At 62.5% G+C, this 22038-nt stretch carries 13 protein-coding genes; 5 read left to right on the forward strand and 8 right to left on the reverse strand.

The genetic code is table 11. The features are described 5' to 3' along the window. Positions 1-164: 164 nt before the first annotated feature. Positions 165-1964: a tetratricopeptide repeat protein gene (locus J2D73_RS05210; protein ID WP_207880019.1), complete on the forward strand. Its 1800-nt coding sequence runs from the start codon at positions 165-167 to the stop codon at positions 1962-1964. Between the two features lie 54 nt (positions 1965-2018). On the opposite strand, the gene J2D73_RS05215 is transcribed toward J2D73_RS05210, so the two are convergent. The 4 genes from J2D73_RS05215 to J2D73_RS05230 all read right to left on the reverse strand — a co-directional run bounded on the left by J2D73_RS05215 (position 2019) and on the right by J2D73_RS05230 (position 7351). Next, positions 2019-3029, reverse strand: a complete 1011-nt coding sequence (locus J2D73_RS05215) for a mitochondrial fission ELM1 family protein (RefSeq protein WP_341535024.1) — start codon at positions 3027-3029, stop codon at positions 2019-2021. A gap of 94 nt (positions 3030-3123) precedes the next feature. Continuing rightward, positions 3124-3507, reverse strand: a complete 384-nt coding sequence (locus tag J2D73_RS05220; protein WP_207880021.1) for a hypothetical protein — start codon at positions 3505-3507, stop codon at positions 3124-3126. Between the two features lie 147 nt (positions 3508-3654). After that, positions 3655-4128 carry a thioredoxin-dependent thiol peroxidase gene (gene bcp / locus J2D73_RS05225; RefSeq protein ID WP_207880023.1) on the reverse strand — a complete coding sequence of 158 codons (474 nt, stop codon included), beginning with the start codon at positions 4126-4128 and terminating at the stop codon, positions 3655-3657. Between the two features lie 58 nt (positions 4129-4186). Further along, positions 4187-7351, reverse strand: a complete 3165-nt coding sequence (locus tag J2D73_RS05230) for a bifunctional [glutamine synthetase] adenylyltransferase/[glutamine synthetase]-adenylyl-L-tyrosine phosphorylase (protein WP_207880025.1) — start codon at positions 7349-7351, stop codon at positions 4187-4189. A 38-nt stretch (positions 7352-7389) separates the two neighbouring features. Here J2D73_RS05230 and J2D73_RS21155 point away from each other — a divergent pair, with 38 nt between their 5' ends. The 4 genes from J2D73_RS21155 to J2D73_RS05250 all read left to right on the forward strand — a co-directional run bounded on the left by J2D73_RS21155 (position 7390) and on the right by J2D73_RS05250 (position 16189). Beyond that, positions 7390-10899, forward strand: a complete 3510-nt coding sequence (locus J2D73_RS21155; protein ID WP_207880027.1) for an AsmA-like C-terminal region-containing protein — start codon at positions 7390-7392, stop codon at positions 10897-10899. 138 nt (positions 10900-11037) lie between these two features. Continuing rightward, the gene (locus J2D73_RS05240) at positions 11038-12048 is read left to right on the forward strand and encodes a CobW family GTP-binding protein (RefSeq protein WP_086644020.1); all 1011 of its coding nucleotides are present in this window, start codon (positions 11038-11040) and stop codon (positions 12046-12048) included. A gap of 176 nt (positions 12049-12224) precedes the next feature. Next, positions 12225-13289: a WD40 repeat domain-containing protein gene (locus J2D73_RS05245; RefSeq protein ID WP_207880028.1), complete on the forward strand. Its 1065-nt coding sequence runs from the start codon at positions 12225-12227 to the stop codon at positions 13287-13289. A 740-nt stretch (positions 13290-14029) separates the two neighbouring features. Further along, positions 14030-16189, forward strand: coding sequence for a TonB-dependent siderophore receptor (locus tag J2D73_RS05250; protein ID WP_207880030.1), 2160 nt, complete (start codon positions 14030-14032; stop codon positions 16187-16189). 167 nt (positions 16190-16356) lie between these two features. On the opposite strand, the gene J2D73_RS05255 is transcribed toward J2D73_RS05250, so the two are convergent. The 4 genes from J2D73_RS05255 to J2D73_RS05270 all read right to left on the reverse strand — a co-directional run bounded on the left by J2D73_RS05255 (position 16357) and on the right by J2D73_RS05270 (position 21382). After that, positions 16357-16923 carry a YceI family protein gene (locus tag J2D73_RS05255; RefSeq protein ID WP_207880032.1) on the reverse strand — a complete coding sequence of 189 codons (567 nt, stop codon included), beginning with the start codon at positions 16921-16923 and terminating at the stop codon, positions 16357-16359. Next, entirely contained in the window at positions 16920-17540 is a 621-nt protein-coding gene (locus J2D73_RS05260) for a cytochrome b (RefSeq protein WP_207880034.1), read from the reverse strand. The genes J2D73_RS05255 and J2D73_RS05260 overlap by 4 nt, the downstream gene beginning before the upstream one ends. Before the next feature lie 5 nt (positions 17541-17545). Further along, positions 17546-18163, reverse strand: coding sequence for a YceI family protein (locus J2D73_RS05265; RefSeq protein ID WP_207880036.1), 618 nt, complete (start codon positions 18161-18163; stop codon positions 17546-17548). Positions 18164-18934: 771 nt separating this feature from the next. Then, on the reverse strand, positions 18935-21382 hold the full coding sequence (locus J2D73_RS05270; RefSeq protein ID WP_207880038.1) for a helicase-related protein: 2448 nt from the start codon (positions 21380-21382) through the stop codon (positions 18935-18937). Positions 21383-22038 lie beyond the last annotated feature (656 nt).

Below are 22038 nucleotides of genomic sequence, written 5' to 3' on the forward strand. Positions count from 1 at the left end.
GCCTGCTCCAAGCCGGACGCTCGGTCCAACTGCGGTGTGGTCGCGACGAAGACATAGCCATTCTCGGGACCTCGGGCGTCGGTAACGCTTCCTCATCCCCCACCCGAAAGCAAACCTTAAGGCTTCTCGCCCCATACTGACCCGCTCCACCCGGAGCCGGTCAGATGAACGCAGCCTTTCCACCCGTCGCGCGCGCTACGAGCGACGCTGCCGACATCCCGAACGTTCCGGAAGACCAGTGGCTATCCCGCGCCATGGACTGCGAGCGCGCGGGCGATCTGCCTGCAGCACGTCGCCACGCCCTCCGATCAATCGGCACAGACGCGCGAAATATCACAAGCCTGATGTTCCTGGCCCGCGTGGAGCTTGCGCTCGGCCGCGCCGCGCGGGCAGTCGCACCGCTCAAACGCGCGGCCCGGTTACGTCCGGTCTTCGCCATTCGGCTGATCTACGCCCGCTGCCTGCGAAAAGTCGGACAAATAGCGAAGGCTCAGGAAGAACTCGACGCCGCCGTCGCCGACATGCCGCAAACAGCGGCAACCTACACCTTTCTGGGCCTGACTTTCGAAAATATTCACGAGCCCGCTCAGGCCGCGGTTTTCTATCGTCGTGGATTGGCGATCGCCCCTGACGATGGCGTCATCTGTCATCGCCTTGGCCGTCTTCTAAACGAAGCGGGCTCTATGGAGGAAGGATGCGCGTTGCTTGAACGTGCGCAGGCGTCCCGTCCTGCGTCTTCGGATATTCATCTTGATCACAGTGTTTCTCTGGCGAACATGGGCAGGTTTCACGAGGCGCTCGATGCGATAGATCGCGCAGTCGGCATCGATCCCGACAATTATCGCGCCCGGCATAACAAAGGGCATATTCTGCTGAATTTAAATCGTTCGCACGAAGCCATAGCCGAATTCGACAGAGTCCTGCAGACCCGCCCGGAGTTCGCCCAGTCCCGCTTTTCGCGCGCTTCCGCACTATTAAAAACCGGCGCGTATGAAGAAGGTTGGCGGGAATATGAATGGCGATGGAAAGATTGCCAGACCATGCCTGAGAATCTGCCCGGCCTGCCGTGGCAGGGGGAGAGCCTTGCCGGGCGCAGCCTGTTGCTGTTCACGGAGCAGGGTTTCGGCGACAGCCTTCAGTTCATCCGGTTCGCGCCGGAACTGGCTGCGCGTGGCGCGCAGGTCACGGTGCTCGCGCCGCCGTCGCTGGCGCGCCTGCTTGGGTCAGTCGACGGCGTCCGGGCGGTTATCTCGGAGCCGCCGCCCCGCGACGCGTTCGCGTTTCACTGTCCTTTGGCAAGCCTGCCTTACCGTCTGGGCATTACACTGCGCTCCGTGCCCGCCGCGCCATATCTAAGCGTCGCGCCCATTCTCGCCGAAGAAGGGGCGAACGCGGTCCAGGCTCTCTTCTCGGCAGATATGGAGCGGCCGGAACCTGTGGTCGGCCTCGTCTGGTCCGGGGCGCCGCGTCCATTCCAGATCAGCGCCAACCTCATCGACCGCCGACGTTCGATGCACGTTGGGGAACTAGCCCCCCTCACCTCCCTGCCCGGTGTCCACTTCGCTTCATTTCAATTCGGCACGCCACGGCAGGAACTGCATGATTCGAAACTGCCCATCATCGACGTGATGCAGGGCGTATCCGATTTCGCGGACACGGCGGCGCGCTTGCTGGCTGTCGATCTGCTGATCGCCGTCGACACCTCGATCGTGCATCTGGCGGGCGGACTGGGCGCGCCAGTCTGGACGCTGTCACGTTTCGACGGATGCTGGCGCTGGCTGGAAGAGCGGCCGGACACGCCGTGGTATCCGTCGATGACGTTGATCCGCCAGTCACGTCCCGGCGACTGGGCCGCGACGATAGCCGTTGCGCGGGATAAGCTTGAAATCTGGCGCGATGAATGGCTCGTAGCCGAAAAAGCCAATGCACGAAAACAGTGCGTCTGGGAAACAGAGAAACGTTGACACGCTTTTTTAGTGCGCGCCACGCGTAAGAACGACGCTCCAACGGCGCTTCAGTCAGGCATTTTCTGGCGTTGGCAGCCCAAGTCGAGCACGAATTTCCCGCGCGATTGCAGGCGCGTCATCCAAAGGTTCGACCGGCCAGCCCTCGACCTCTCCCTCGAACCGGCGTGCACGTCCGCATTTCAGCAACGTCTCGACAAAGATGCCGATCCGGCGGGAAGATCCGGGCAAGTCATGGATGTAGAGCGGGGCGGAACTTGCTGCCGCTTCAGACATCATTGAAATGCTGTCCGTTGTGACCACAAGAAAATCCGCGCAGGCCACGAGCCCAAGGTAAGGATTGTCCGCTCCCTCGCTCCAGACGGTCCCGCCCACGGAAGCGGCGGCCTCACGTAACGCCGCCACGCCTTCTGCGCCCGTCCGGCGGGAGGTGGTGATGAAGAGATGAGCGCCAGAAGCGCGCGCCGCCCTTGCCAGCGACGCACCCAATTGCTCCGCCTCGACGCGTCCGAAACGGAAGCGGCCGTTGGAGCCGCCGACCAGCGCCGCGAGAAGCGGCTGACCGGAGCGCACAAGTCTGACGCGCCAGTCGGCGCGCGCCTGTTCCAGCCTCCCCGGCGTCAACCCGTGCAGGGCCGTTCGGCCCAGGAGCACGTTTGGCCCTTCTATTTCATCATGAACGTTGGCGACGACCAGATCGAACCGGTCCAGCTTCATGCGCGGATGCTGGATCTGCACGACTGTGTAGCCCTTGCGGCGCAAAGCAGCGCCAATGGCCGCCCCTTTGCCCGCCACGGTCAGAACAGGACCAATAATCGAGGAGTCGGAGCCGCGAGTTGCAAACGCCCCAGCCTCGACGGCCGCGAGGGGGTTCGGCCACATCCGGGCCGGAAGCATGCGCATCAGGCCAGTCGGTCTGATCGGCGTCAGTTTTGCCGGGAAGCCAAGACGTTCAGCCAACCCGAAAGCCTGAGAACGCATTCCGGCGAAATCTTCGGCGACCACGGACAGGGCGCGCCGCTGCATGGTTCCTGTATCTGGATTCGTATGGGGGGCGGCTTTCACGATGGACGTGTTTCTGGCGCCGCCGGGTCACCCCCGCAAGCGGGAAGCGCCATCAAAGCCACGCCCGGCGGTTGCAAGGCGTGGCGATGGAGGCTCACCAGCCGGGATAGCTCGGGTATGCGGTGTAAGCTGGCGCGACCGGCACGTAGGCCACCGGCGGGGGCGGCGCATAGACGACGCGCGGCGGAGGCGGCGCATAGGCTACCGGCGGCGGAGCCGCAACGGCGCTGCCCAGAACCGCGCCGACCGCAAGACCGCCTAGCACGCCACCAACGACGGCGCCCGGTCCCCAACCGTGACGGTAATAGGGACGCGGCCCACCGCCCCAGCGCGGACCGCCACCCCAACCGGGTCCACCCCAACGCGGTCCACCGCCCCAACCCGGGTGGGCGTCAGCCGAAGCCGGAAGAAGCGTCGAACCGGCGAGAACGCCAAGCAACGCCGGAACGGCCACGAACAAACGAAGCGACTTGCGCATATCGTAATCTCCTGAACAGAGGCGAAGCGCCAGGCGCCTCACCCTAGAATCCAAATAGACACCCCGTTCATGGCGAATTCTTGACCGCATTTGCGGCAAATCATGGCATGGCGACAGAATGCCTGAAGATCACCGCCGCCGTGACCGTCACAGACCGGCGGCGGCTTCCTTGACCAGCGCCACATGCTCAGCCGGCTTCACCTTGCGCCAGATCGCCTTGATCCGCCCGTCTGCGCCGACGAGAAACGAACTGCGCTCCATCCCCCAGTAAGTGCGGCCATACATCGATTTCTCGACCCATGTTCCATACAAGTCCGCAAGCTGATGCTCCGGGTCGCTGGCGAGTGGAAACTCGAGCCCGAATTTCTCCGCGAATTTATCGATTTTCGAAACGGGGTCTGGGCTGACGCCGATGATGGTCAGGTCCAGCTTGCCCAAGGCAGGCAGCGCTTCCTGAATGTCGCAAGCTTGCGTGGTGCAGCCCGGCGTGTCCGCCTTCGGATAAAAATACAGCAGATAAGGCTTTCCGGCGAGCGCAGCGCTGGACACGGTCCGCCCGGCGCTCGCGGAGAGGGAGAAATCGGGGGCCTTGTCGCCCACTGCAATCGGTTCGGTCGTCATGGTCCGGAGCCTGCATCACTCTCCGGTGGCGCGCAACGACAATGCCGAACCCGCGACGTCACATTTCTCCTACAGGCCCGACCAGACGCACGAACGCCGCCCGCACCGCCAACGCGACGTCTTCCATGCGCGTGACAAGACGCGCAACGTCGCTTTCGCCCATCGCGCGTAACAACGCCTGTAGTGTCGCCGGCGGCAGCGATTCCAGGGCGCCATGCGGTGGCTTCGGCCCGCACAGCAGCCTCAGCGCACCCTGCAGCGTCCGCCAGAACTGGTCGGCGGAGACGAGGAAGCGCGCGTCCTCCCGACCCAACACCCCCGCGCGACCCAGTCGCTGAAGCGCCGTAGCAGTCACGGGCGAGCGCGCCTCAGCAGAGTCCGCCACGAGCTGCAGCGCCTGCGCGATGAAATCCACCTCCATCAGCCCTCCGGTCCGCAGCTTCACGTCGCACGGACCGGACGACGGACGGTCCCGCTCCAGACGCGCGCGCATTGCAGCCGCGTCGGCCAGAACGTCGTTTCTGCCCGCGCCGCTACGCCCCAGAGCGGCGGCGAACGCATCCTGCATGCTCCTGCGCAACGTCGCGCGGGCGCCATCTTCACCCGCCACTGCGACGACGCGCGCCCGCGTCAACGCCATACGTTCCCAGGTCCACGCCGCGTCCTCGTGATAACGGCGGAACGCAGTCAGCGAGACCGCTACCGGCCCCGCAGCGCCGGACGGCCGCAAACGCATATCCACCGCATAGAGCGGCCCCTCCGCATCCGGGGCCGTCAACGCGCCGACGAAGCTGTGCGCGAGACGGAGATAATATTGCGACGCCGTGACCGCGCGCCCGGCCTTTCCCGCCGCGACGACGCTGTGCGCCGACTCTTCCGGATGATCGAAGACCAGCATCAGGTCGAGATCAGACCCCGACATCATCTCCCGCGATCCCGCCTTGCCCAGCGCGACAAGCGCTGCGCCGCCGCCGGGAACGCGACCATGACGCAGACGATGTTCGCGGAGCACGGCGTCCAGCAGCACGGCGATCACCGCGTCGGCCATCGCCGTGCGATCCCGCGCCGTACGATCTTCGTCGAGCCTACCCTCCAGCCGCGCCACGGACAGACGGAACTCCTCCGCCCGCACCACCGGCCGCAAACGTCCGATCAGCAGGTCCAGAGGAGGTCGCTCGTCGGCAAGCGAGCGTATGCGTGCGGGGGCCGCCGCCTCACCGCCCGACATGTCTTCCGGCTCCAGGAGCCCCTCCAGCGCGGACGGCGTGTCCGCCAGATGGTCCGCCAGAAACGGAGAGGCGTCGAAAATCGCGGCGATGCGTGCGATCAGCGCCGGATTGCGCTCCAGCAGCGACAGAAGCTGCACGCCCGCCCGCTGCCGCGAAAGCAGCGTGTCGAAATGTCTGAGACAGGCGAGCGGGTTGCGCCGCGCGATGAAACTGGTCAGCAACGACGGCGCCAGGGCGCGCAGAAGGCTGTGAGCGCGCTCCGACTGAAGCGCGCGGCGGCTGTTGCCCACCCAGTGGCGCAGCAGCGCGGCCGCCGTCTCGCAGTCAGCCTCTGGGAAACCCGCCGCCGCCAGACGTTCCGGCAGATCTTCCGCAGACAAATCGGACAGGGAGGCGCTGGCGCGTGGCCCACGTGTGGGCGTCGTGAAGTGGCGTTCAAAGATTCTGCGCGCCGCACGCATCTGCGGCAGCAGATCCAGAGCCAGATCGCCGCCGCTGGCGTAACCCAGGAAGATGGCGAGCGCCTCGAACCCTTCGCGGTTCGCGGGGATGTCGTGCGTCTGCTGGTCGGCGCGCATCTGGATGCGATGCTCGACTTCACGAAGCAGACGGTATGCCCGTGACAGCGTCGCCGCTTCGTCCGCCGGGAGATGCCCGGAGCGCGTCAGCCCTCGCAACGCCTGCAGGGTGCGGCGCTCCCGCAAGCCCGGCGTCTTGCCGCCCCAGACAAGCTGCATCGCCTGCGTGACGAATTCGATCTCTCGTATGCCGCCCTCGCCGAGCTTGACGTTATGGCCCAGCAGCCATTGCGCCCCGGCCTCAGGGTCCGTCAGCGTCGCGTCCGGCAATCGCGCCAACCCCGCGCGACCGGGTTTTCGGTGGCGGTCGATCTTCGACTTCATGTCATGAATGTCGTCGATCAGCGCAAAATCGAGATTCCGTCGCCATACGAACGGGTGGATGGCGCGCAGAAAATCGCGCCCCAGCGGAATGTTTCCCGCTACGGGCCGCGCCTTGGTCATCGCCGCGCGCTCCCATGTCTGGCCGAGGCTTTCGTAATAGGCGATGGCGGCCGGCAGCGACACGGCGAGCGGCGTCGCCGACGGATCCGGGCGCAGGCGCAGATCGGTGCGAAACACGTATCCGTCCGCGTCCCGCGCTTCCATGAGGCGGACAAGGTCGCTAGTGATACGGATGAACGTCTGGCGCGCAGTGTCCGGATCGGCGTGGAGATCGGCGTCGAAGAGCGCCACGAGATCTATGTCCGAGGAGAAGTTCAGTTCCCGCGCGCCCAGCTTTCCCATCGCCAGCACGACGTAGCCACTGCCTCGCGCGGGTTGATCGGGGTTCTTCAGCGACAGGCGTCCTGCCTCATGCGCGGCGCGAAGCAGATGATTGACGGATGCGTCGAGCGCAGCTTCGGCCAACCTGCTCAGCGCCAGCGTGACCGATTCCAACGACCAGAAACCGCCGATATCAGCCAAAGCCGCGCCAAGGGCGACGCGCCCCTTGGCGACACGCAGGGCATGCGCGAGATCCTCTCGCGGCGTCGTGCAGGACAACGCCGACAGCGCTTCCAGCGCCTCCTCGACGAATCGGTCCGGTCCGTTTTCCAGCAGACGCGCGAAATCGACCGGGCTTCTGAGCGCAAGATCGGCGAGATAAGGACTCGAGCCGCCGACGCACGCGAGCAGGGACGACGCTCCCGGCGAAGCCAGCATTTCCGGCGGCAATCCTTCTTCCAGCCACAATGCCCGGATATCGACCGCAAAACGCTCTGCCGCCGCCTCATCAACTGGCAGCGTCCAGCGTCCGGCGGGCCAGTCGACGCCCGCGACGCTGCGTTGGCCAACCGCGTGCGGCGCATCGCGTTGATGGTCCAGAAGCTCGTCGTGCCCGGCATGGGACGCGGGAGCGTGATCCGGCGCGCGGCGGGCGCGAGCGGAAGACCGGGGAGGCCCGCCGCGCGGGGTAAGGGGAGTGTTTCCAGGCATGCGCTTTATGGATCAGTGAGACCGGCAGGGATGCGGGCGTGAGCGCTTCTGGTCAAGCCTCGTCGACAACCTCCTCCCCCCGGGTCGGCAAACGCCGGTCGCGCGTGTTGTGCTGCCTGCGCTGCTGCGGCGTGCTGACGGCGCTTCTGGTTGTCCTTCCGGCTCTGGGGTTCGTGGCTCTCCTCACCACCATGATGTTCCGGCCGCTGAACGTAACGCCGCTGGTTCGCCCCTTCATGCCGATCGTCATCGCCAGGGGTGCAGCGGGCGCGCCACCGCGCGGACGCCTTGCCATCGGCCACGCCGAACTGCAGTGGATGGGGCTGCGGGACGGCTTCGGCTCGCCCGTCCTTCTGCGGTTGCACGACGTGACGATCCTCGGCGCCCGTGAAAACACTGTAGACCGCATCAGGGACGGAGCCGTCGCGCTCGACGCTTTCCCTTTGTTTCGGGGTCGCATCGCGATCACCAATCTTCAGGTCGGCGGCGCCAGACTGGCGCTCCGGCGTGACGAGGACGGCGACGTAGATCTGGATTATGGCGACAACGGGTCGAGCCGCCACGGCGGCGGCCTGCAGGTCGAGTTGAATCATCTGCATCATCTCGCGTTGTCAGACGCGCATGTGGAGGTAAACGACCGCGCGCTTCACGCCCGCTGGATCGTAGACCCGGTCGACGCTACGTTGACCCCGGTGCTGGTGCGTTGGCGGCGCGGGCTGGTCGGCTCCCTGACGATCGGCGTCGCAGCGCGGCCAGACGGTTCCAGCAACGCGATCCCCGCGCCCTTCCAGGTCAGCCTGAACGCGCATGGCGACCGCGCGCCGGGCGACCTGCTTGCGTGGCATGTCGCCGTCGCGCCGACGACGCCCGCCGGACTGGCGCCGGTCGTTCCCGCCCTCGCGGCTATGAAATTGCCACTCGGCCTGACGGCGGACGTCACCCTCCACGCAGGGCGTTGGCTCGGCATGGTCACGCCGCGCGACGCAACCGTGACCGTGACCGGCGGTGAAGGCGAGGTCGACGCTGCCGGATCGACTTTGTTCACTCAGGACGTGGAGGCGCATCTACGCCTCGAATTTCCTGAACCGCCGACTCACCTGCTCAGACGGGAGGCCATGCCCGCACGTCTGGATGTGACAGAACTCCGCGCGCGCTTGCGTCCGCCGCCGTCTCCTCTCGCAGACTCATCGGCGATTCCTCTGGCAGAAACCCGAACGGAGAATGCGCCTGCGACCACCGACGGGACGGCCGCCACCCCGACGCAGGCTGACAAAACCAAACCCTCCGAACCAGCAATTCCAAAGGGCGCGACGCAGGTAAGCGACACGCAGACCGCAGACGCCGCCGAGGCCGGAAGCACGGCCCCAACCGCTCAGCAGGACGACCCCGGCCTGACGGCGACTGCAAGCGGCGCGCTTTCATGGTCGGACATACACAAGCCCACAGTTTTGTCCGGCGACCTGTCGGCCGCGCTGACCGATATTCCGTTCGTTTACGTCGCCCGTTACTGGCCCGCTCTCGCTGGCAAAGGGGCACGGAAGTGGGTGACCCAGAACATCACCGCGGGCATGCTGCGCAACACGCATGTCTCTGTCAGCCTTATTCCCGGTCCGGACGGGCGCAAGCCTGTCATGTCACGTATCAGCGGCGGGCTGGACGGAGAGGGACTGGACGTTCACTGGCTTCGTCCCATAGCGCCGCTGCACGGCGTCGACGCACATCTCAGCTTCGTCGATCCGAAGACGATCATGATCCGCTTCGACCATGGCTATCAGCTTGTCGAACGTGCGGGCCGACGCGTGGATTCGAACGCGACAGGCAAGCTCGCGCTGGGGGTCGGCAGCATGGAAATTCGCGATCTGGACAAGAAGGATCAGACCGGCGTTCTCGACATCACCCTTGCAGGGGACCTGCGGGACCATATCGCGGTGCTGAGCGAGCCGCGCCTGCATATCCTGTCGAAGCACCCGTTGCCGTTTACGCATCCGAGCGGCTGGGCGGTCGCGCGCAGCAAGCTCGAACTGCCTCTGGAATCACATATTACGACCGATGACATGAGGCTGGACGGTCATGCTCAGCTAACTCACGTTCATCTCGGCGACGCGGCGATCGGACGCGACATGGACGACGCCACCATCGCCATGGACGTCACGATGAAGGGGCTGACGCTGACTGGCTCCGGCCTTTTCGCGCATATCCCCACAGACGTTCAGGGCAGCGTGGATTTCGACGCCGCGCCGCCACGCCACGTCGTCGACAAAGTCGACGCGCAGATGCACATGACGCCCGAGAACGCCGTCCTTGCCGGAATTCCCGTGGACGGACGCTTCGACGGCGTCGCCGACATGAACGCGAAGTATGCGTCGATGAGCGACGGAACGGCGACACTGGGCCTGAATCTCGACCTGACGCGGGCGGCGGTTCACATCCCCATGTGGAGCAAGCCCGCAAACGTTCCGGCCAATGCGAGCGTGCAGCTGACGATCGACCACGGTTCCCTGTCGACGGTCACTGACATACGCGCCACCGGCCCCGATCTGACATTGAGTGGGGAAGCAAAACTCCATGACGGAGCGCCGCCAGAGCTGATCGTGCCGGAGTTCCACGTCGGCCGCTCCAACGGATCGGCCAGTTTCACCGCCCCCATGACGGCGACGCAGCCGATTTCCGTTCATGTGAAGGCTTCCACGCTCGACCTCACGCCGCTGGTGCAGGGCCCGGACGAGAAGAAGCCTGCGAAGAAGCCGACGACCTACCATGTCCCGCAGGCGGCAAGCGGCAAGGTGGAAGGCCCACCGGGGCGGCCGTGGTTCATCGATGTCGACGCGGACACGCTGTATTACAGCAAGACGGGAGCGCTCGGCGGCGTATCCGCGCATATCGAACACAATGGCGTCCGACTGCAGCGCCTTCGGTTCTCAATGGCCTCTCCCTCAACCGCCACTGCCGTGTTGGAGCCTGTTGGCGCGACACGGCGCCTGACAGCCGACGTCACCAATTTCGGCATGCTCGCCGCGCGTACCGGTGTGGTCAGCACAATGTCCGGCGGAAATGCGCGGCTGGAAGGCCACTTTGACGATTCTCGCGAGAACGCCCCGTTCCACGGGCGTCTGAACATCTCTCCGTTCGTAATTACGAAAGCGCCGGACGCGCTGCTGATGGCTCGCAGCCTGTCGATTTATGGCTGGTTCAACGCCCGTAAAAACGGAGAATTCGAAGTCGACCGGTTCAGCATGCCGGTCTCTTTCGCCGACGGCGTGCTGCATATCGAAGACGGGCGCGCGGGCAATGGCGCACTCGGAGCCACGATCGAGGGGCCTATCGACCTCGATCACGGCACGATGAATCTGGCCGGCACCATCGTGCCCGCGTTCGCCGTCAATGCGCTGCCGGGCAAGTTGCCCGGCGTCGGCAAGCTGTTTTCTCCCGAAAAAGACGGCGGCCTCCTCGCCGTCAAATTCGCGGTGAACGGCAAGCTGGACGATCCGGCGTTCTCCGTCAGTCCTTTCACGATCTTCCTGCCCGGCGTCCTGCGCGACATGTTCTGAAGGTCATTCGCGTATACGGACGGGCCCGATTTCGTCCACGGGCGCTAGTCTGACAGGAAGGCCGCGCCTATATCTCTTCCGCAACCCGACGCCTGACGGCGACCTTCCGGGCGAAGTAGAGTGACGGAGACGACGACCATGTCCGCGACGCAAGACGCAACCGCAACGCCCGCAAACGCGACATCATCCTCCGGCGCGCTGGCGCCCGTGACCGTGCTGACCGGCTTTCTCGGAGCGGGAAAGACGACGCTGCTCAACCACATCCTGACCGCGCAGCACGGCCGCAACTACGCCGTCATCATCAACGAGTTCGGAGAACTCGGCGTGGACAACGATCTTGTCGTCGACGCCGACGAGGAAGTGTTCGAGATGAACAACGGGTGCATCTGCTGCACCGTGCGCGGCGACCTGATCCGCATCCTCGGCAGTCTGATGAAGCGCCGCCAGAAATTCGACGGGATCATCGTCGAGACGACGGGCCTCGCCGATCCTGCCCCGGTTGCGCAGACCTTCTTCGTGGACGCGGACGTGCGCGCGAAGACCCGGCTGGACGCGGTCGTGACAGTCGTGGACGCCTACAACGTGCTCCAGACTCTGGAAGAGAGCCCTGAGGCGACCAACCAGATCGCCTTCGCTGACGTCATCATCCTGAACAAGGTCGATCTGGTCGACGCCGCGAAGATCGCGGAGATCGAAGCGCGTATCCGCACGATCAACGCATTCGTGCGCATCCATCACGCAACGCGCGGCGACGTGGCGTTGACCGACGTTCTGGATCAGGGCGGTTTCGACCTGCAGCGCGCGCTGGCCGCTCACCCCGATTTCCTCGAAAACTCCGAACATTCGCATGAGGAGAACGTGACCAGCATGTCCTTCACGCTCCCCGGGCCAGCGGACGAGCCGCGTTTTCAGGCGTGGATCGGCGCCCTCCTGCAGGAACAGGGAGCCGACATCCTTCGCGCCAAGGGCATACTGGACTTCAAGGGCAGGGACGAACGTTTCGCGTTTCAGGCGGTGCATATGATGGCGGATGGCGACTTCATCGGTCCGTGGAGAGCGGGTGAAAAACGTGAATCCCGGCTGGTGCTGATCGGACGCAACCTCAACCGCCCGCGTCTGCGCCGTGGTTTCGAGAGCTGCCTGGCCTGAGGCGATCTCTCTCTACGCGCCGCCCGTCAGTGAGGGTGGCGTATGCGCGAACGCAGATCATGACAGCCCCTGATCACGTCCCTACCCCGACCATCTGACAATGCGCCCCACGCCAGACATCCCGTCCAGCATCGCGGGTCTCCCCCTTTTTTTTTGACGGAGCCGGAAAGACCGGAATGAGCAGCACGATTTCGCCCCCCAACTTTCCCGGCCTCGTGGATTCACGAGGCGCCGAACGACGTTTCGACGCCCATATCACCGGGTGCTGCGCCTCTCGCGACAACAGTCTCCTCGCCTTCTCGACGGGAGAGGGCGACGTGATCCTTGCTCCACGTTCCGGGCTGAAAACCCCGGATTCGTGGACGGTCTCGCAGGTCCATGACGGCCCTGCCCTCACGATCGCCCCCGATGTCAGCAGCGACGCGTTCCTGACCGGCGGCGAAGACTGCCATTTGAAACGCACCTCTTCTTCCGGGACCGTTGAGACCGTCGCCCGATCGAGGCGCTGGATCGAGCATGTTACGACGTTCAGCCAGGGCAAGACCGCGCTGATCGCCTTCGCCTCCGGCAAGGTGGCTCAACTCTGGGCGGGAGGCGGCTCAGAGGCACTGCGAACGTTCGAACACGCGTCCACCGTCTCGGGGCTCGCATTCGACGGCAAGGGCAAGCGTCTGGCGGCGTCGCACTACAACGGCCTGTCCTTGTGGTTCGTGCAGTCGAAGGACGGCAAGCCGCGTCTGCTGGAGTGGAAGGGCAGCCATCTTGGCGTCGCGATCCATCCTGCGGGCGAGGCCGTTGTCACCGCTATGCAGGAAAACGAATTGCACGGCTGGCGTCTATCAGACGGGCATAACATGCGTATGAGCGGTTATCCCTCGAAAATCGGCTCCATGGCGTTTACCCGCAACGGGAAATGGCTGGCCACGAGCGGCGCCGATTGCGTCGTGATGTGGCCGTTCTTCGGTGGCGGCCCGATTGGAAAGCCGCCCATGGAGACGCCCGGCATTCCGGGAGTCAACTGCACGCGGGTCGCCACTCATCCGACGCAGGATATCGTGGCGGCCGGTTTCGCCGATGGCGCGGTGCTGATGGTCGATTATACCTCACACCGGGTACTGCCGGTCTGCGCAGCGGCGGGAGGGCCGGTTTCGGCTTTGGCATTCAGCAGCGACGGCTGCATTTTGGGATATGGAACCGAAGACGGGCGTATAGGCGCTCTCGACCTGACGGCTCCGGACTGACCGTTTCCCGCGGCAGTACCGCCGATGTCGCTCTGCTGAGCGAGACACATGTTTCGCCAGCAGGGTGGCGTATGGTCGTGTCTGTCCGTTGTACTCGGCGCGGTAGCGGTCTGCACGCCCAACATTGCGAAAATTGAAGTGTTGGATTTTTCGAATAAATTTTCAAATTACGCGTTTTTATCAAGGAATTTTCTTCTACGCCGCCTGCCTGACTTCAATACGACAGCGGCCTAGCTTTGCTCTTTGCACTTACCGAGTAACGCCGGATTCAGCCTGCGTGCTCGGCCATGCCGCATTACGATGTGACAAAACCCGCATCGCTCAACTGCGGCTGAGGCGCTCGGCTCACATCCCTGACTTTGATTGACCGATCCCTATGAACCGCCCAGCGCTAGAGTTGCTCAGACTGGCTTTCATGCGCGTTGTTCCTGAAAAAATCACAGAAGATTGCATATGCCGTACGGAGCTGGCACCTGAAACATGAACAAATCAAATGAGTGCATTTTACACTATTTATAATGGTTATATATAGATATTACTAACTTAACATGTATTTTTGAAGCTGCTTCAACACAGCTACGGACCACTCCTATGACGCCGCCGGTCAATATCTATTCGAGCCCCCACCCACCATCCATACGGCTTCCGGCTGCGGTGAATGTGCCTACGACAGCATTCGATCGAGCGCCCACATATGCAGCGACCGAGTCAGCGGCAACTACCCCGGCTGCCCTCTTCTCATGACGTTTTCAAACCGATCCAAATCCGCCTCCATGGTCGTTGCACTCTCTCTGGGCGCGGCAAGTCATGCCGCTACGCCAAAGCCTGATCCGGGCGACAACACAGCAACATCCCGAAAACATAAAGAGGCGTCAAAAACCTACGCAAACAACGCTGAGAGCATCACGGTCAAGGCGGATGCGCGTCGCCCTCATCTCGCAGCGCACACGCCGTTGGGTGCACTGGGAAACAGATCCGAATTCGACACGCCATTTTCTCTGAGCGTTGTCTCGGCAGCCAAGGTGGAGCAGATTCAGGCCGTCGACATCGCTGACGTTTTTCGCGCCGAACCTGGCGTGCAGCAGAACTCCAACGGCGGCTCCACCGCCTCGGGCGCCAGTTTTCGCGTGCGCGGCCTCAATCTCGACTGGACCAACGGCTACAAGATCGACGGTTTCGCCATTCCTTACTGGTATATCGATCTTCCCATGGCCAATTTCGGCCAATTCCAGCTTTTCAAAGGGGCTTCGGGTTTTCTCTATGGCTTCGGTTCCCCCGGCGCCGTCATGGATTTTCAACTCAAGAAGCCAGTAGACACGCCCAAGCTCGCGCTGGAAGCCGGATATCGTTCGGATGCGGTTTTCCGTCAGAGCCTGGACGCTGGCGGACCACTGGATCACGCCGGGCGCGTGACGACGAGGTTGGCTATCGGCAACGAAGTCGGCAATCAGTACAATGGAAGTTTTCTTCGCAGCACATCCGTTTCCGGAAGCATCCACGTTCGTTTGACGGATACCCTCGACTGGCATGGCGACGCTTTCTATCTCAATACGCTTCAAAAAGGCATGGTCAATGGCGTGAGCGTCAGCAGTTCACTGCATTACCTGAGCCCGATCAGCGGACGCGCTGAACTGGGCGCTCCCGATTCATGGAAAACGAACGATTTCAAGCATTTCAACACCGGGTTTGACTGGCGGTTTGCGCCAAACTGGACCGCGCGTCTGACCTACGCCTACACGCATCTGGACGAGAGGTTTCCCTCCAATGCAATCACTTTCCTTGATAACAAGGGAGATTATCTGAATCGTCCGTTCCAGATGACGCGCGTCTTCACGTATCATCAAGCTCAGGAAACAACCGAAGGAACGTTCAAAACCGGGCAACTGCGCCACGATGTGGTCGCCGGGATCACCTGGCTGCTGCAGGATTTCGATGCCGACGCCAATGCCGCCTATTATCCGCCCAATCAGTACGGCAACATCTACACGACGCGTCCAACCGCGACCAATGGCACCGCCTATAATCCCCGCCTTTATCGTTACGTCGACTATACGCAAGTCTCTCCATTCTGGAGCGACACGGTGACCTGGGGAAAATGGTCGTTGCTCGCGGGCGCGCGCTACACCGATTATATTGAAAACGACTACGCGACCAACGGCAGCGGCCGTCGGACTGCGGCGCGCCAGAACAATCCCGTCACCCCCGTCGTCTCGCTATCCTATAAACCGGACGCAGGGATCAATCTGTATTTCAGCTGGGTTCAGGCCATGCAATCCGGAACGCAGGCCGCGGCGACGGCGAAGAATGCTTACGCCGTATTCGCTCCGATGCGTAGCGATCAATATGAAGTCGGCGCCAAGTTCCAGCGCAACAAATGGAGCGGAACGATCGCGCTGTATCGCATGGATACGATCGCGTCATATGTCGATTCGAATAATGTCCAGCAACAGGGTGGCCTTGTCCGCTATCAAGGCGTTGAAGCCGCCGCAAATGTTGAGGCGACACGCGATCTGCAACTTTCGGCAAGCCTTACCTATCTGGATGCCCGATATGGCTCAGGAACGCCATACAAGGGCAAGCAGGCAGAATCCACATCGCCCTTCGAGGCCAATTTCTCGGCGATTTATACGCTGCGCTGGGTGAAGGGGTTAAGCGTCAACGGCGGCCTGAACTACGTATCGGCGGCATGGCTCAATCCCGATAACAATTTCCGCATGCCATCTTACATTATCGGAAATGTCGGGGCGCAATACATAACGCGGGTACAGAACCACCGCCTGACGTTCAGGGCTTCCGTTCAGAACATAGGCAATGAACGCTACTGGGTCAGTCGCGGCTCGTTGCAGCTTTTTCCGGGCGCCCCACGTACCGCCACAGTCAGCGCCCGCATCGATTTCTGACATCGAACGTCAGCAGGTCGCAGAACAACCACCTTTTGCGCTGCGAACATAAACAAGCCAACGCGACCGACAGGGACCGTGTAGCGATCACATCGCTACACATTGATCCAGACTTTTTTCGAGAAAATTTGCCTGCTTCAGAAGGACGCAGAGAAAAATTCCGTTCGTCAGCCCCCGTGCGCAGTAACATCGACATCCACGCCCACTTCAAGCGCCACCCACTGCCCTGAGGTCCAGGGACCAGTTCCAACGCTGAACGCCGAACGGACAAGCTGGAGATGTCCTTTGGCGTGCAGGGCGTCGCCGCTGATGTCGATGGCGAGGGGTAGAACGACAGCCTTGCTGACGCCCTTTATCGTCAACGTGCCTTCCGCATCATACGCGTCGCCGCCTTTGGCCTTGAAGTCCTTCACGTCGAACACCGCCGTCGGGAACGCCTTGACGTCGAACCAGTCGTGACCAGGCAGCGCGCCATCTCGCTGACTGTCGCCTGTTGTGGCGCTCGTCATATCCACCGTAATTTTTGCACGCCCCACCTCAGGGTGAGCCGGATCGAACGTTATCGACCCATCGTATTTCCCAAAATGCCCTGAAAACGCCTTGCCGGTTTGAGTGCCGGAAAACCCGAGCGCGCCATCCCCGGCTTTGACTTTCCAGTCAGCGGCAAACGCTGGAGCCGAAAGCGCGAGCGCGCCCACGATGGCGACGGGAAGAAACTTATGAGCGACCTTCATCGGACTTTTCCCTTTTGGCGTAGTGAATAAGATGCGCCAAAGGCTGGCAGCATCTGACGAAGAACGTTATCGCGCAAAACGAAATGGTGGCGCAGGGCTGCCGTCACATGCACGACGATCAATGCGAGAAGACCCCATGAGGCCCAGTGATGAACAATCTTGAGGGCGTCCTCGACAGGCGCCTTGTCCGACAGAGTTGAGAGAACCGGAAGATCAGGCCAGGGGATTGTCCCGAACAGCACGGTTGGAATACCAAGTACGGAGACGGACACCATCGCCCATCCACTCAGCGGCAGCAGCACCTGCAAACCATACAGGAGGGCGTGCCCGAGATGCGCAGCTTTTTTCTCAAGCGACGGCATGCTCGCTGGCAATGCTGGCGCCCGGTGACCGAAACGCCAGCCAATGCGCAGAACAATCAGAAGCATTACGGTAATGCCGATAGATTTATGCAGCTGATAGAGCTGGAACACGCGCATCGTATCGAGGTGGAGATGGTCCATTACCAACCCCATTGCGATCAGCGTCAGAATCCCCAGAGCGATCATCCAGTGAAGGACAATCGCTACCGTGGTGTACCGCGTGTTCCCGCCAACTGCGCTCGCGGGCGTGGTCATGAAGATCAGTCCTGACGCTCGAAGGCGCCAGCAATGCGCAGGTGCACGTCGTCAGAGACGTAAGGCACATACATCTTCACGCCGAAGTCGCTGCGCTTGATGACGCCTGTAGCCTCGAAACCAGCCGTGTATTTCTTGTCCAGCGCATTCACGCCAGCGCCGATGAAGTGAACCTTCAGGGTTTCCGGCTTCGTCACGCCGTGCAGCGTCAGGTTGCCGGTCACGACGGCGTCATTCTTGCCGCTGAGTCGAACAGACGTGGACTCAAACGTGGCGTTCGGGAACTTCGCAGCGTCAAACCATTGATCGCCCTTGAGTTCGTCATTGAGTTTCGCGCTGGTGGTCTGCACCGAGTCCACCGGGATTGTTACAGACAGCTTAGAAACGGACGGGTTCTTCGGATCAAGGTTGAGCGTCCCGGATACGTTCGAAAACACGCCTAGATAGTTGGTGAAACCGAAATGCAGCACCTCGAAGCTGACCTGCGTGTGACCAGGCTCTACATCATAAGCGCCGGCCTGAATCTGCGAGGCGCTGGTGACGACCTGCGCAGACGCCGGATTGCCGGCCAACAGGCCGATCGCAAGGGTGGCAGCAGGGAATGAAAAAAGGCTGGACTTCATGGCAAGACGCTCCGCTCGGTAAAACTCAGGCACAAGAGATCATGGTTTCATGCAAGGCCGGAACGGCCCCGTTCTCTTCTGGCCCCTTCATTACAGCGGCGCCGTGACGCAATAAATAGCAACAATGGAAAATCAAAGTTTCCCTATTTTGCATTCACTACGCCTCTGGGCAACATGCGCACACAGGACGATGCTCTTCACGCCTTCACCTTCCCCTCTCTACACGGGCCTCATCTCGTGGCTGTTCGTCGGCTTGTCGCAGGAATTGGCGGATAGTGGCGGCTACTCGGCACATGTCAGGCGACATACACACGCCTCGCCTCCCTGAATGGAGCCTCTCATCGTGTGGAGTCGTGTTTCAGGGCTCTGCCGACATAGAAGCCACAATCGTTTATTGATTGGCTACCTATCGCCGCAAAGGCGCCGCGTCCGATCAGGTCCGGCTGCGTCATTCTCCTACGAGATTACGCCTCACGCAGACACTACCTCATCGATGACAGGGGAACCTCACTGGGCAGCACATGTAAGGCCGAGACTCAAATCTCCACCTTCGCGACGCTTCAAAACCGACCGCGAGAAGCTTTTCAAGTTACCAGAGTGAACGCCATTTCCTTGCAAACGCATTCTAAAATGCAGCCACGGCGTCACCATTAAACGAGCGCATACGCAGCTTTCCGAAGCCGACAAGCAGCCACAGTCCCCGAGCTGTCCTGTGTCAACACAATCAAACGCGCTACGGCCGCATGACCTCTTGCATTTTCAATGCGACTTTCATCGACGCGTGCGGGCGCGGCTGTGTTGGCGCAACACGCTTTCAATCCAGTCGTTGAGTTCAGCGGTCGCGCGTTCTGCATCTTCCCGGTTGGGGTAGCTGTCAGGGAACCGTAACGCCAGCCAGCGCCACGCCACCAGACGTTTATGCCGCTTCTCCGCGCGCTCAAGCTCCTCGCGACCAGCGCGATCCGGCGGTGGCAGACGACCAGTCCCCGGCGGAGGAACCGCTCGGCCCGACGCGTGTTCCGCCGCCCAACCTACGAGACGTCGAATCCCGTTGTCGCGATCATCGACCGGGCACATCGCGTAGGTCCAGCGCTGTGTCAGGTCGAGCCCTTCCACCCCCTCCAGAGCGGACGCGATGGCGAATGGCTGCTCCATGTCGGCCAGACGGTAGTTCGGATCGTCGACACGCAGCACGGCACGCTTGATACGGGCGAGCACGCCGTAAAGGCTGTCCGACCCGATCTCGGCGGCGATCGCGCGAACAATATCCGCATCCGGCTGCACCAGCGGACGCAACTCCTCCGGCGGTTCCGGCGCGGCCACGAGACGATCCCGGATGAAGCGCGGGCTGCCGGCGTCTGCGAGAACCGCGACAACGCCGTCTTCGTGCTTGCCATACCGTCCGGCGCGACCGCCGATCTGCTTGACCTCCTGCACCGACAAGTCGCGTGTCTGGCGTCCGTCGAACTTGCGCAAGGACGCAAAGACGACGCGCTTGATCGACAGGTTCAGTCCCATGCCGATGGCGTCGGTGGCGATCAGGATATCCGCTGCGCCGGAATTGAACCGTTGCGCCTCGGCCCGACGCACCTCGGGACTCAGCGCGCCGTATACGACCGCCACCCGTCGCCCCCGTTCCATCAACGCGGCGCGCAGGTCGAGCACTTCACGACGGGAAAACGCGATCAAAGCGTCGCCGGTGCGCAGGTCGTTAAGACGCACGCCAGAGGGAGCCGCGCGAAGCGGACTTTTACGATGGAGGGTGATCTCATCCAGCGGATCGCCACAAAGCTCAGCTATCCGTCGCACCATTGGAATACAATCCGGCGCGCCAAGAACGAACAGATGCCTTGCCGGGGCGCCCATGATCGCAGCCGTCCAGGCCGCGCCGCGATCCGGATCGAAGAGCATCTGCGCTTCATCAATCACTGCGACATCGACGGGATTGGAGAACGGACACATCTCGACAGTCGCCGCCAGATGGCGGCTGCCCGGCGCGGCAATTCGTTCCTCGCCTGTGGCCAACGCTGCGTCCACACCGCGCGACGCCAGCGCTTCGCGAAACTCATGCGCCAGAAGACGAAGCGGGGCCAGCGCCAGACCGCTCTCCGCACGGGCAAGAGCGTCGAGAGCGGTGTGCGACTTGCCGCTGTTTGTCGGGCCGGTGACCAGAGTGATCCGCCGCGTCAGCGCCCGGGCCGTGCGAAAATGCGCGGCATATCGATCCAGCGCCGCCACGCGGGCGATGACCGCGTTGGCCACATGCCTTCCAACAGCGGGCGGTTCCGGCAGCGCGGTATCGTGACGGCCACGCGCATCGCGCCCACCTTCCCGCCTGGGAACTGCGCTATCATCCTGCCCGCCACGACGCCACTCCTGCAGGTCGCCACGAAGCGCGACGAGCTCGGCCGGATCAAATTCCCACAGTTCGAATCCGTCCGGTTGCCGCACGCGCCGAGCGACCGGAAGACGGTTTTCCGCAACCCAGCGCAACGCCTCCCGCTGCGAACAATGCAGAATGCGCGGCACGTCGCGGAACGGGACAAGGCTTTGTTCCCACTCTTCAAGGCGCAGTTCTTCCTTGCGCCGACGCGCCTGAGCGGCGCGCTCTATCGCCGCTTCGTTTTCCGCACGCTCCTCATCTTCGCGCTGTGCCCCGCCAGCGAAACGGTCGCTATCCGCGAGGCCGAAAGCACTCGCAATGGACGCTGCGACGCGAGCGACTTGCGCGCTGGACAGCACCCGCCCGGTGTCCAGCATATCCGCCCGCAACGCCTCCAACGCCGCCTTCGGCGTATCGCCGAGTTCACGATAACGCGCGGCCAAAACGGGCTCGAGAGCATTGAGTAGTATCGGATCGTTCGCCGCCGGATCATCGACGTTCGCCGCCGCCTGCTCCATATCCTCGCGGGAAATCCATATCCTCCCCTCGCGCCGGGTCAGATCCATCATTCGGGACGCCCAGCGCTTGCGACGTACCGCGCATAGCGCGGCGATGAACGTATCGTCGGGAATCTCGCGCGCACCCGGCGCCAGGGCCCGGCCAATGCGACGCAGCAGCGCGGACTCCTCTCGCGGCTCAACCGCGAGGCCGGTACGCGACAACGCTGTTTCCAGCGCCGCGCGGGCCGGGGACGAAGAATCATGAGACCCGACCGAATTTATACGGTCAGGATCTGGTGCGACCAGCGTGGGGCGAGGACCTATCGGCGCGTTCATTGGGGCCAGTGTGCGCGATACACGGCAACGGAACAATCCCCACCGGTGCGGCTATGCAGGCGCGCCTCAAAGCAGCAGGTCGAGCCACTTGACGCCACAGAGTCACCCCCTTCGCCACAAGCGACCCAATTTTGTAAGCTGGACGGCGTTACCGTATGCAAAGACAGCCTATCGTTGACGCATCCGGCGACGAGTGGATGAGGGGGGCGTGACCACGCCTTTACGGGATACCTCGCGTCGCATTTTCAGCGATCCGTCGCCTTAGTTGTCAGCCTATCAGAAATCTCGGTCCTACATGGAACTGATCACGTCCAAAGATTAGCCCGCTACCTACGTCGCATCTGACACATAGCTCCCGATGGTCCGCTAGCCCTATAGCGCCAATCAGCCATCTCTGGCCGCGCCGCTCAACCGGAACGAAACCTCACCTAGTTTAGATCCAAAGGACCCCATGCCATCATTCATATTAAAAAACTCGCTATAGTCGGCCGGCAAGGATTGCCGGCTTTATACCGCAACACTAGCGAGTCTATGTTGCGCCGCTTTCGCCTGCGTCATGTTCACAACCGCCACTGCGTTGGCTTGAGGCGCATAGCATCCTTAAGAGCCTGTTTGGAAAATCACGGGTGAGCATTTCTGCGCATGAGATTGGCGCC

The organism is Acetobacter sacchari (genome assembly GCF_017377715.1).
Classification (GTDB): Bacteria; Pseudomonadota; Alphaproteobacteria; order Acetobacterales; family Acetobacteraceae; genus Acetobacter; species Acetobacter sacchari.